12 protein-coding genes are annotated in these 12,615 nt (G+C 42.8%); 7 read left to right on the top strand and 5 right to left on the bottom strand.

The window, feature by feature from the left end:
• Positions 1-32: 32 nt before the first annotated feature.
• On the bottom strand, positions 33-332 hold the full coding sequence (locus tag D0907_RS15160) for a cell division protein ZapA (protein ID WP_065979385.1): 300 nt from the start codon (positions 330-332) through the stop codon (positions 33-35).
• Positions 332-562 (bottom strand): cell division protein ZapB, encoded by a 231-nt coding sequence (locus tag D0907_RS15155; protein WP_036973328.1) that lies wholly within the window; start codon positions 560-562, stop codon positions 332-334. Before D0907_RS15155 ends, D0907_RS15160 begins: the two co-directional genes overlap by 1 nt.
• Positions 563-802: 240 nt before the next feature.
• Here D0907_RS15155 and D0907_RS15150 point away from each other — a divergent pair, with 240 nt between their 5' ends.
• On the top strand, positions 803-1,642 hold the full coding sequence (locus D0907_RS15150; protein ID WP_065979384.1) for a 23S rRNA (adenine(2030)-N(6))-methyltransferase RlmJ: 840 nt from the start codon (positions 803-805) through the stop codon (positions 1,640-1,642).
• Between the two features lie 82 nt (positions 1,643-1,724).
• Here D0907_RS15150 and D0907_RS15145 read toward each other — a convergent pair whose 3' ends face one another.
• The 3 genes from D0907_RS15145 to D0907_RS15135 all read right to left on the bottom strand — a co-directional run bounded on the left by D0907_RS15145 (position 1,725) and on the right by D0907_RS15135 (position 4,067).
• Positions 1,725-2,534: an META domain-containing protein gene (locus D0907_RS15145; protein WP_065979576.1), complete on the bottom strand. Its 810-nt coding sequence runs from the start codon at positions 2,532-2,534 to the stop codon at positions 1,725-1,727.
• A gap of 120 nt (positions 2,535-2,654) precedes the next feature.
• Positions 2,655-3,221 (bottom strand): PhnA domain-containing protein, encoded by a 567-nt coding sequence (locus D0907_RS15140; protein ID WP_036973325.1) that lies wholly within the window; start codon positions 3,219-3,221, stop codon positions 2,655-2,657.
• Between the two features lie 75 nt (positions 3,222-3,296).
• Positions 3,297-4,067, bottom strand: a complete 771-nt coding sequence (locus tag D0907_RS15135) for a substrate-binding periplasmic protein (RefSeq protein ID WP_162898061.1) — start codon at positions 4,065-4,067, stop codon at positions 3,297-3,299.
• A 103-nt stretch (positions 4,068-4,170) separates the two neighbouring features.
• On the opposite strand from D0907_RS15135, the gene D0907_RS15130 reads away from it, so the two are divergent.
• From D0907_RS15130 to D0907_RS15105, 6 genes are all read left to right on the top strand, one after another.
• Positions 4,171-5,448 (top strand): EAL and HDOD domain-containing protein, encoded by a 1,278-nt coding sequence (locus tag D0907_RS15130; RefSeq protein ID WP_065979574.1) that lies wholly within the window; start codon positions 4,171-4,173, stop codon positions 5,446-5,448.
• Between the two features lie 54 nt (positions 5,449-5,502).
• Entirely contained in the window at positions 5,503-6,108 is a 606-nt protein-coding gene (locus tag D0907_RS15125) for a paraquat-inducible protein A (RefSeq protein WP_074989218.1), read from the top strand.
• A gap of 52 nt (positions 6,109-6,160) precedes the next feature.
• Complete coding sequence (locus tag D0907_RS15120; protein WP_074989219.1) at positions 6,161-6,514, top strand: hypothetical protein; 354 nt, start codon at positions 6,161-6,163, stop codon at positions 6,512-6,514.
• Between the two features lie 163 nt (positions 6,515-6,677).
• Entirely contained in the window at positions 6,678-7,940 is a 1,263-nt protein-coding gene (locus D0907_RS15115) for a TolC family protein (RefSeq protein ID WP_425274512.1), read from the top strand.
• Positions 7,933-9,387, top strand: a complete 1,455-nt coding sequence (locus tag D0907_RS15110; RefSeq protein ID WP_118844708.1) for an efflux RND transporter periplasmic adaptor subunit — start codon at positions 7,933-7,935, stop codon at positions 9,385-9,387. Before D0907_RS15115 ends, D0907_RS15110 begins: the two co-directional genes overlap by 8 nt.
• Entirely contained in the window at positions 9,384-12,488 is a 3,105-nt protein-coding gene (locus tag D0907_RS15105) for an efflux RND transporter permease subunit (protein ID WP_036973320.1), read from the top strand. Before D0907_RS15110 ends, D0907_RS15105 begins: the two co-directional genes overlap by 4 nt.
• Positions 12,489-12,615: the final 127 nt, after the last annotated feature.

Below are 12,615 nucleotides of genomic sequence, written 5' to 3'. Positions count from 1 at the left end.
CTTTTTATATAACCAATACCACTCACGGCGTGTTAAGTCGAGTGAGTTTGGTCTAAGTACTGGCTAAGTTTATCGATTAAAGAGTCATGCTGTTGCTCTTGTTTTGCTTGTTGCGATTGTGCTTCGAGCAATTCATGGCTTAAGTGCAGCGCTGCCATTAATAACGCTTTTTGTTCATTACGAACAGAAGAGCGTTGTTTCATTTGGTCCACTAAGTCATTCAAATGTTGTGCAGCAGCAACTAGGGCGTTCTCTTGACCCGGTGGGCAAGAGAACTCATGTTCTTTACCTAGTAGCTCTACGGTGACCCGCTGACTTTGTGGGCTGCTCATTAGCTAGCCTGATGTACGCTTTGTAATTTCTCAAGCAGGCCAGTTAATGTGCTGCTTGCTTCTTTTTGTTTTTCTTCGCTATCGAGTACTTCAAGTTGAAGCGTTTCGTTCTCGTCTATTAATTTGGCAGTTTGATCTTTTAAGCTTTTCACTTCGCTTTCAAGTTCGCTGTTTCGGTGGATTAATTTGTCGATCAGTTGTTCGAGTTGGGAAAGGGTTTCGTTATTCATAAATGCGCTCATAAAACTGTGATTATTGTCATGCAAATGTAAAGGAAAGTGTGTTGATATGCCAGCATTTACGCCTGTTTTAGCGTATTTTTATTTAAAATTAAGGTGTAATTCAGCGTAGCTGCATTTTTATTCATTTATGGTTCACTCTGCGCTTAGATTTTAGGATTATTCACTATTTATCATGTACAATATCTTCATCTATTTTTCATGCAGCACTGCATTTAGCGATTTATAAATATGCTTAGTTACCGACACTCTTTTCATGCAGGCAATCCTGCTGATGTGCTTAAACATCTGGTTTTAGCTGAAGTTCTTAAATACCAAACAATTAAAGATAAGCCTCTCGATTATATTGATACCCATTCGGGGGCGGGCTTTTTTGAACTAGCGGGCAGTGATGCACAAAAAACACAAGAGTATTTAGATGGCATAGCAAAGCTTTGGCAGCACCAGAGTGAGCATGCACCGTTAAATGAATATATTGAGCTGATTAAATCGTTTAACCAGAATGGCGAATTAGATTTCTATCCTGGCTCGCCAAAAATTGCTGAACACTTTTTGCGTCGCCAAGATAATGGCTGGTTTTTTGAGTTACATCCTCGCGACTTAGCATTACTTAAGCAGAATATGATAGGTAAACGCTCTATCCGTGTGCGTGGCGAAAATGGTTTTCAAGGGTTAGTTGGTCTGCTGCCACCGCCATCGCGTCGTGCATGTGTGCTGATTGACCCTCCATACGAAATTAAAGATGACTATGACACGGTGGTAAAAACCCTCGTTAAAGCGCACAAACGCTTTGCAACGGGTACGTACATGATTTGGTATCCGGTTGTTGATCGTGAGCGCATAGATAAAATGGAAGCAGGTTTAATCGCATCTGGCATGCGTAATATTCAATTATTTGAATTAGCCACCGAAGCAGATACTGAGGTACACGGTATGACGGCCTCAGGCATGATAGTGATCAACCCACCATGGAAACTAAAACAGACAATGGACGCGGTTTTACCTGAGCTTGTTTCTGTATTAAGTGACAGTAGTGGCTTTTATCGCAGTGAGCAATTAGTTGAAGAGTAATGCTGCAACAATGTGCCTATTTAATAAAGGGTATAAATAAAAAACGCCCCGCAATTGCGGGGCGTTTTCGTGTTAACTGTCATTAATTCATATAGGTTGCTGCAAATGTAGCAAGGGGTTCGCTGCTGCCATCTAATAGCGTAAGCTGCTCACCATTAATTGAAAATTGCGCTGTCGCAGTGAGTAGAGCTGACATTGCAGCTTCAATATCCATTTGCTCGATACACATTTTCTTAGTGCTGGCTAACGGGTTGAAGGTGAGTGATTGATTATTCACGTCATAGCTGCCTGAAAAGCTATTACAGCCAAGGAAACCATGCGTTGAGCCATCTTCTTTAAATTGAATGAAAGGCTCTTTTGTTTCTACTTTAACGGGTTCACCGTTAATCGTGACTGCTTTCCAATATGTATTAGTTAACGTTACATCGGGCTTTTTCGCCGACACTTTAGATACCGTCACTTTATACACATCATTCTGAGCACCTTCAGCAAACGGGTTGTTGTGAGTGGTGCTAATGTATAACAGCTTGCCTTGGTTTTCGATTCGAGCGCCGACGCTATAACGATGGCGATCAGCAATTTTACTTTCATCATACTCAAGTGCGACGTTATAAGGAGGCGCCCCTTTTAACGCAACTTCTTGTTCGCTGATCACGTCTGCTTTTGCATCCATTTTTGATACATCGGCTAACTGCACTTTCAATACAGAGCCTGGTGGCAGCATGCTACGGTCTAAATAAGTAATTTGCGTATTGAGCGTTTTCATTGTTGATTGCTCTGCTTGAGGCGCGGCAGAATCTTCGCCACAACCGGTAAGAACTAAGCTGCTTCCTAAGATCATTACGCTGCAAAGTGAAGCACGTTTTAAAGATGAAAAGGTATCCGAAGCCATGATATTTTCCTTGCGTTTTTAGTGTTATACACTGAGATTATTGTATTAGCATAAAGTTCGCTGACTTAATCATAGCTTAATTGAGTCAAAGTGGGCGCAAGGCCCATTTTTAATAAGAAATTATTTTTTCACGTATTTTGTTAGAATAACGATACGTTGCCCATCGACACGTCCTTCAATGTGTTCAGGGTTACTGGTTAAACCAATATTTCTTACGGCGGTGCCGCGCTTAGCAACGAGGCTGCTCCCTTTTACATCGAGATCTTTGATTAGCGTTACTGTATCGCCCGCTTGCAGCACAACGCCATTACTGTCGATATGTTTAATGTCATCATCTTCAGCAAGGGCTGTTTGCGCCCACTTTAGCGTGTCTTCTTCAAGGTAAATCATGTCTAGAGCATCTTGTGCCCAGCCATTATCTGCCGCTAAACGTTTTAACATACGATACGCTACCACTTGAACAGCAGGCGTTTGACTCCACATGCTGTCATTTAGGCAATGCCAGTGAGTTGCAGTTAATTCCGCGTTATTTTCGATTTGGTCTTTGCAAGTCTGACAGACATAGATACATTTATCAGAGTGAGCTTCCGTGACAGGAGGGACTTCGTATACAGATAAATTCTCTGTTGCGGCGCACAGTTCACATTGGTTATTACTGCGTTCGATAAGGGCTTGTTCAATGCTCATAGGAGGCTCTTTTAAGTTAACAAGAAAAACAGCGCGCAGTATAGCAAATGTAGCCCCAAAGCGGAATATCCCTAATTATTGTGGGGGTATGTTTTTTGTGTATTTATTGATGATGGTATCAATCGTGCCATTATTTTTAAGTTGCTCAATAGCTGCATTTATATTCTTGAGGAGCGATTGGTGTTCTGCTCGGATACGAATTTTCATATTACCTTGTGAATGAAGGGCGCCAAGCTGCGTATTGATATTGAACCAGTTTGACCAGTATATCGCAGAGAGCTTATCAATAATTGCTACCTCTATTCTGTTGAGTTGTAATGCTTTAACCAGCTCTTTTTCGGAGTGAAAATCAACGCGCGTGAAGCGCTCATCATCATAATAGTAATAGCCAAGTACCGTGCCGACAGGGTGCTTTTTTATTGCCTCTAAATCTTGCCATTTGTTGATATTTTTACTCAAGCTAACAAGGTATTCTTCGACGGTAAATAAATTATCTGAATAGCGGAACATGTCATTTTCTCGCTCTTTCTCACTGAGCCATTCAGGGCTGATTACATCAAAATCGATGTGACCTAAATGAAGATACTTAACCGTGCGTTTGGCTGGCAATTCAATGTGTTGTGCATCAATGTTGGAAAGAGTTAGCACATGTTGGATGATTTCTGGCAGGATACCGGGCGAGTTTTCGTCATCAATATAGTATGGGTAATAGCTTCCAGAGGCCGTAATATTATACTTTAACGCAGGGGGCGATGCCGCATGCGCAGAGCTAAAAATAGCACCGTATAAAATTATGAAAAATAACGAAAAAATTAAGTGCAATGGACTATGTTTAAAGTTATTCATAAATTTAGTTTGGTCGGGTTTTTCTTTTTTAGCAAGGAAAACATCTTTCACTATACTTATAACAATTGTAATGTGGCTTTAGTTACATTTAGTGAGAAGTAATATGTCAGAGTTAAATATGGAAGGTAAAAAAAGTCAAAACGTGACTCAGTATATAGCCAGGCAGCCAATATTTAATGCTGATAGAAGTGTGTATGCGTATGAATTGTTATACAGAGAATCGAGCGATAATGTTTTTCCGATAGGAACCAGTGATGGCCAAGCCACCGGGCGACTCTTTTTTAATGCATTGATGTTAATGGGACTTGAAAAGCTTACAGGGTTTCAACCTGCGTTTATTAATTTATCGACCGATGCCATTCTTGATGATTTTCCGCGACTGCTCCAACCAAGCAGTGCAGTACTCGAAATAGTTGAGCGAACGACAAGTATCCCAAAAGTTGTAACACGTGTTAAACAGCTCAAAAAAGAGGGCTATTTTTTTGCCCTTGATGATTATGATGGCACTGAAAAATGGCAAGACATACTTCCTTTGATGGACTTCATCAAGTTAGAGGTTGAGCATCCTATTATTAAAACCAATATGATGATCAAAAAGCTAAAACGCAGTTACCCAGATGCAATCATAATTGTTGAACGCATCGAAAATTATGATGACTTTAAACAGTTAAAAGACGCGGGATGTGATTTATTTCAAGGTTTCTTTTTTGCAAAGCCAGAAGTGCTTAGCTTTGGTAATGTTGAACCGTCGAAAATGGCAGTACTTGATTTACTAAGCTGTACAGCAAGGCCCGATATTGACTTTGATGCGGTGCAGCAACGCGTTGGTCGAGACCTTGGTTTAACAGCGCGTATTTTAAGATTGGTAAATGCACGCTCACCTAATTCACAACAAACGATAAAATCAATCTCACAAGCGGTTATTTATTTAGGTGAAGATGCGATTCGTCAGTTTGTCCGTGTTTTAGCATTAAGTGAATTGGGGAATGATAAACCACAAGAATTAACCAAGCTTGCGCTTACACGTGCAAAGTTTATTGCGCTGATGCTTGAACCCGGTGGTAAAGAGCTATCAGAGCAAGGTTATTTAGTCGGATTGCTGTCTGTGCTTGATGCCATTCTCGATATGGAATTAGATAGAGTTACAAAAGAGTTTTCACTTGGCGCAGAACTTTCCAGTGCATTGTTAAGCTTTAATGGTATGCAAGGTATTAGCCTGCGACTTGTAAAAGCAATCGAAGAAGAACAATGGCAAGACGTGCGGTCATTTTTAACCATGATTCGGCCAGCTTCACACATGGACGTTGTATTTAAAGCAATGTACAGCGCACGTGCTTACGCAGATGAAGTATTGACGACCTTGTCATCAATTGCAGACTAATGATATTGAGTTGGTTATTATGTTCGCACTGTTAGTGGATAAGGTTTGTATACCATGCGTTCAATATTTCCAATTGTGACGATTATTTTTGCCCTCGCTTTACTTGTCCCAGGGGTTACTCAGCCCGTTCTCACGTTAGAAGGTAAAATAGATAAATCTAAGTTAGCTAAAACAGGCATTGAAATGTTAGCAGATGAAGGTGACAGAAATACGCGCAGCGTATTGATGATGGCCTCCAGTATGTTAGGTCTTGATAAGCTTGAAGGCGAAATAGACGCGTACAAAAAAACGCGCAGTATTTGGGGCACTGTGAACGAGCTTGCTAACAATAAAAACTACTTAGTAGCGGTACTCGTTGCGGTGTTTTCGATTGTTATCCCGACAATAAAATTATTGATGCAGTTACTGTATTGTTTTCTTCCCGTGAATAAATTTAAGCAGTTACTCGGTCAACTTATTCAGCAACTCAGCAAATGGAGTATGGTTGATGTGTTTGTCATTGCATTAATCGTTGCTTATTTAGCAGGCAATGCCGATGGTCAAATGGGTGAGTTGATAAAAATGCACGCAGAGCTGGGGGTGGGTTTTTGGTATTTTACTGGCTACTGTTTATTTGCAATAGCCGCTAGTAGCAGTATAAAAATAGAGAAACCCTTGTAGTTGGCGTAATTTTCAGGCTACAATTTACACGATTAATATTTAAGGTATGTTGATGACGCGACTTTCAAGCTATATGTTAATAGCCATGATGCTGCTCACATTTGTGAGTCAGTCAGTTGCGTCTGTGTCAATGGTCTGCGATATGCCGCATGCTTCAATGGCTATGAATCATCATGCCGATATGGACAATGATAACGACATGTCTGACATGGACTGTTGTCATGAAGATACCATGGACAGTGCCGACTGTGCGTGTCCATTTAATGCGTGTACTGCGCATTCACTCCTTCCTCTTAATAGCACAGTGATGAATGCTAACAAACAATCTGAAAAAGTACGTTTGTTTAATGTTAGCCAACGCAGCTACCCTATAAGTTCTTTATATCGCCCACCTATTACTGCTTAAGCAGGATAGGTCTGTCAAAAATTCAGCTAAGCGCTGCTTTACAACCCATTCTGCCCCTAACTCTATTGTTTTTTAACTTTCTAGAATTTTAGTGGAGCATGTGATGACTCACAGCAAATTTTTAAAGGCATTTTGCCTTGGTGTATTAGTAACGACTTCCAGTATGGTTCAGTCTAATCCATTGACACTGAATGGCGTGGTTGAATACGCACTGACGCATGAACCTTGGCTACAAGCAAACAAATATCAGCAAGAGGCAATTGAAGCGCAAAGTATTGCCGCAGGCACCTTGCCAGACCCTGTTCTGACGGTAGGGCTAATGAATTTACCGACGGATGGTTTTGCCTTTGATCAAGAAGGCATGACGCAATTTAAGGTCGGTTTATCACAACAGTTTAGCCGCGGTGATAGCTTGGCATTACAGCAACAAGCGTTAAGGCAATCGGCCGAGCAATACCCATGGCAACGTGCTGACCGACAAGCGCAAGTAAAGGCTATTGTTACTGAAGCATGGTTAAATGCCTACCGAGCTCAGCAAAGTATCCAATTAATTAACCAAGATAAAGCCTTATTCAACCAATTGATTGATATCACAGAAGCAAGCTATGCAAATTCTTTAGGGACTACGCGCCAGCAAGATATCATTCGTGCTCAGTTAGAGCTTACACGCTTAGAAGATAAATTGGTGATGCTTGAGCAGCAATTCGATAGTGCGAAAAAGCGCTTAGCACAGTGGTTGCCAATTGACATGCTAAGTGGTCCTGTCAGCAGTGATAATGGTGATGTGGCGGCTTTAATGCCATACCAAAATATGCAACCAACAGGCGTGACCGAAGTGCTTATGGGGCATCCTGCTGTTGTGGCTATTGAGCATGCCTTACGTGCAAAAAGCACACAAATCGAAGTGGCAAAAGAAGCCTATAAGCCACAGTTTGGTATGAATGTTGGCTATGGTTATCGTGATGATACGCCGATGGGAAGTTCGCGCGCCGATTTATTCTCGATAGGGGTCAGTGTTGATTTACCATTATTTACAGATAACCGCCAAGATCAGCAAGTTAATGCGGCTATTGCAAGTGCTGAAGCAGTTAAAACCACAAAGCTGATCACGTTACAAAAACTGCAAGGTCAATACTTTAAAGAGCTTAGCCAGTTAAGTCGCCTAGCCCAACGTCGAGCGCTTTATGTCGAGCAGCTTTTACCACAAATGGCAGAGCAAGCCGAAGCCACATTAAATGCATATACCAATGATGATGGGGACTTTTCAGAAGTCATGCGTGCTCGTATCAGTGAGCTAAATGCAAAAATAGATGCCCTAAATATCGATATCGACACACAAATTACGCTGGCACGTTTAAATTATTACGCAGCAGCAAAAGACAGCCAAATTAATGCAGCACAAAGCCAAGGAGCACATCATGAATAATACCGTTAAATTAGGAGTGGCTTTGGCAGTGGGTGCCGCTTTGGCAACCGTAGTAAATCAGCTTTCTACTGCTGATCATTCCGCTATGCCAAGTGCAGAAAAGAAACCTCTGTATTGGGTTGCTCCCATGGATAGCAACTACCGACGTGATGAGCCAGGATTGTCGCCAATGGGCATGGAGTTAGTCCCAGTGTATGAAGAAAACAGCGCCGAAGACAGCCCCGGAACAGTTAGAATATCACCTGCCGTTGTCAACAATTTAGGTGTTAGAACCGCACCGGTACGTTTTAAGTCACTGCAAACTACCGTTGATACTGTGGGCTACGTGCAATACGACCAAGATCAATTAGTGCATATTCATCCACGTGTTGAAGGCTGGATTGAAACGCTGTTCGTGAAAGCTGCGGGTGATCAAGTAAAGCAAGGTGAACCCCTCTATACCTTGTATTCTCCACAGTTGGTGAATGCGCAAGAAGAGTTACTACTTGCCCTAAAGCGCAATAATAGTGTGCTTATTCGTGCTGCCAAAGCGCGTTTGGCCTCATTAAATGTATCGAATGATTTTATTGAGCGCTTAGAGCAAAGTCAGAAGGTCAGACAAAACATCACCTTTTATGCCAAGCAAAGTGGTGTACTGGATGAGCTAAACATTCGAGAAGGCTTTTATGTGAAGCCCGGCACAACCATGATGAGTATTGCTCACCTTGAAGAAGTATGGGTTGAAGCTGAAGTGTTCGAGCGCCAAGCTGGGCTTATCAGTAAAGGTTTGCCTGTAACAATGACCTTAGATTATTTACCGGGCCGTCAATGGCACGGCAAGGTTGATTATATTTATCCTACACTCGATGAGAAAAACCGTACATTACGTGTGCGCCTCCGGTTTGTGAATGATGAGGGCTTATTAAAACCGAATATGTTTGCTGAGGTTAGTATTACGACTAAGCCAACAGAGCCACAGATAGTGATAGCGAAAGAAGCGGTGATCCGCACAGGTAGCCAAGACCGAGTGGTGGTTGATTTAGGTGAAGGGCGCTTTAAGTCCGTCGCTGTGACCATTGGGCGCAGTGATAATCACGACATTGAAATTTTATCAGGCTTACTAAAAGACGATAACGTAGTGACATCAGCGCAATTCTTGATTGACTCCGAATCAAGCAAAAGCTCTGACTTTATGCGTATGCAAGAGCCTGATAGCGAGAGTGCCATGGTCAATGGGGTGATCAACAGTATTGATCGCAAAGCCAGAACCGCGGTGATCAGCCGTGAAGCAATTCCAAAATGGGGCCGTGAGGCAGCAACCGTGGAGTTTCATTTTTCGCCGCGTATCGATTTATCACACCTACAACCTAATGACGAAGTACATTTCACGTTTAAGCTGGTAGAGGGTGAATTTATGATTTTTGACATCATGACCTTAAGCCATCCAATGCAAGGAGAGATGAAATGATTGCAGCAGTCATTCGCTGGTCAGTCGGTAATCGTTTCTTTGTATTACTGCTGTCCGTCATGCTGGCAGGCTTTGGCATTTTTTCTTTGAAGAATACGCCAGTTGATGCGCTACCTGATTTATCTGACATACAGGTCATCGTTAAAACATCCTACCCCGGGCAAGCGCCACAAGTAGTGCAAGACCAAGTAACGTTTCCAATTACCACCGCTATGCTCTCGGTACCAGGGGCACAAACGGTCAGGGGCTTTTCATTTTTTGGCGATTCGTATGTTTACGTCATATTTAATGAAGACACCGATTTATACTGGGCACGCAGTCGGGTGCAAGAGTACTTAAGTCAAGTGAGTGCTCGCTTACCCGAGTCGGCTCGACCAGAGCTTGGTCCCGATGCAACAGGGGTCGGTTGGATTTACCTTTATGCATTAGTTGATAAAACAGGAAAGCACGATATTAGTCAGCTACGTAGCTTACAAGATTGGTTTTTAAAGTTTGAATTGCAAACTGTACCAGGGGTGTCAGAAGTTGCATCGGTCGGTGGCATGGTTAAGCAATACCAAGTCAATGTAGACCCCGATAAACTGCGTGCTTATGGCATTCCTCTGAGCCTGATTCAAACAGCAATTAAGCAAGGTAACCAGGAGCGAGGTGCCTCTGTTGTTGAAATGGCCGAAGCGGAATACATGGTATCAAGCACCGGTTATATTAAAAGTGTGGCCGATTTAGAGGCTATCCCGTTGGGGACTAATGCCAACGGCACACCGCTGCAGCTTCGCAATGTTGCCGATATAAAATTAGGGCCGCAAATGCGCCGCGGTATTGCTGAGCTTAATGGTGAAGGCGAAGTGGCTGGGGGCGTTGTTGTGATGCGCTTTGGTGAAAATGCACAAGCCACAATTAAACAGGTAAAAGAAAAGTTAGACTCTTTGAAAAAAGGCTTACCCGAGGGCGTTGAAATTGTGCCTGTCTATGACCGCTCTAACTTAATCACCAAAGCGCTGGATAATTTGACCTCAAAACTGATTGAAGAATTGATCGTTGTAGCCCTGGTGTGTGTGGTGTTCTTGTTTCACATTCGGTCATCAATTGTGGCAATTATTACTTTACCAATGGGCATATTAACCGCATTTGTGGTTATGTATTGGCAAGGTATTAATGCCAATATCATGTCACTTGGGGGAATTGCGATTGCGATTGGCGCAATGACGGATGGCGCGATTGTTATGATCGAAAACATGCACAAGCACATGGAAAAAACCCCACTTACCGACGAAAACCGTTGGCAAGTGGTGATGGACTCGGCTTCAGAAGTGGGCCCTGCATTATTCTTTAGTTTATTAATTATTACTGTCAGCTTTATGCCGGTGTTTATTCTTGAAGCACAAGAAGGGCGTATGTTCTCTCCGCTTGCTTACACCAAGACCTATGCCATGGCAGCCTCCGCAGGCTTAGCAATAACCTTAGTGCCGGTGTTAATGGGTTACTTTATTCGCGGAAAAGTTATTTCTGAGCAAAAGAACCCAGTCAACCGTTTACTTGTGGCAAGTTATAAACCGTTATTAAATGCGGTTCTTAAAGCGCCAAAAACCACGCTAGTGATGGCTATCATTTTGGCTGTAGTCGGTTTTTATCCGGTTAATAAGATTGGCAGTGAGTTTATCCCTCCGCTTGATGAGGGGGATTTAATGTATATGCCCACAACCTATCCGGGTATTTCAATCGGTAAGGCCCGAGAACTCTTACAGCAGACCGATAAACTTATAGCCAGTGTGCCAGAAGTCGAGAGTGTCTTTGGTAAAGTAGGGCGGGCTGAAACAGCCACTGATCCTGCGCCACTCACCATGATTGAAACCTTTATTCAGCTTAAGCCTAAATCACAATGGCGTGAGGGAATGACAACCGAAAAGCTTAAAAAAGAGCTTGATAGCTTAGTGAAGTTCCCCGGCTTAACGAATGCGTGGGTTATGCCGATTAAAACGCGTATCGATATGCTTGCCACCGGTATTAAAACGCCAGTGGGTATTAAAGTAGCGGGCCCTAAGCTGAGTGAAATACAGAAAATTGGTGAGCAAATTGAAGTGATATTAAAAGACTTACCGGGTACTGCGTCTGTGTATTCAGAGCGAGTAGCGGGTGGGCGCTATATTAAAGTGGATATCAATCGCGACAAGGCTGCGCGTTATGGTCTTAACATTGCCGATGTACAACAGGTTGTGGCGACTGCAATTGGTGGTATGAATGTAACCGAAACGGTTGAAGGACAAGAGCGATACCCGGTTAATTTACGTTATCCACAAGATTACCGTGATTCGCCAGAAGAGCTCAAGCTGCTGCCTATTGTCACTGCAAGTGGGCAGCGAATTGCACTGGCTGATGTGGCTGATGTCTTTATCGAAGACGGTCCTCCGGGGATAAAGAGCGAAAATGCGCGAATCAATGGCTGGAGTTTAATTGATATTGAAGGCAGTGATATCGGCAGCTATGTTGAGCGTGCCCAAAAGGCACTGCATGAGCAGCTAGAGTTGCCTGCTGGCTACTCAATTACGTGGGCAGGTCAATACGAGTACATGGAGCGCGCTAAAGCTAAATTGAGTTATGTGCTACCGCTAACGCTCGCTATCATTGTGGTGCTGTTATACCTTAACTTTAGAAGCTTTATTGAAGTGGCGATGATCATGCTAACACTTCCTCTGGCGATGATTGGTGGTATTTGGCTGATGTATATCGAAGGTTTCAACTTCTCTGTTGCTGTCGGGGTTGGTTTTATTGCGCTTGCAGGGGTTGCCGTAGAAATAGGGGTGATCATGCTGGTGTATCTTAACCAAGCTTATCTCGAGGCTAAACAGCAAGCAGAGCACTTTGGTGTCGTTGAACTTCGCCAAGCAATCATCAATGGTGCAGGATTAAGGGTTAGACCTGTGATGATGACCGTAGCCACTATTATAATTGGTTTGTTACCGGTGCTTTACGGTACTGGCACCGGCAGTGAGGTAATGAGCCGAATTGCTGCGCCTATGGTCGGTGGGATGTTCAGTGCCGTGGTACTGACCTTACTGGTGCTACCTGCTTTGTATTTTATCTGGCGTAAACGAGACCTATAAATTTTACAGCCAGTGTGTAACTTGTACGCTTTTTTTGCGTACAGGTTACACATAACACAGTTTATTTATTGATTTAAAAGAGTTTTTAATCTGGATTGATTTATGCATTTATTTATTAAATTGACTT

The sequence above is a fragment of the Pseudoalteromonas lipolytica genome, assembly GCF_003515105.1.
GTDB lineage: Bacteria > Pseudomonadota > Gammaproteobacteria > Enterobacterales > Alteromonadaceae > Pseudoalteromonas > Pseudoalteromonas lipolytica.
The sequence above is the reverse complement of the archived record's forward strand: the minus strand, read 5'-3'. Positions and strand labels throughout refer to the sequence as shown.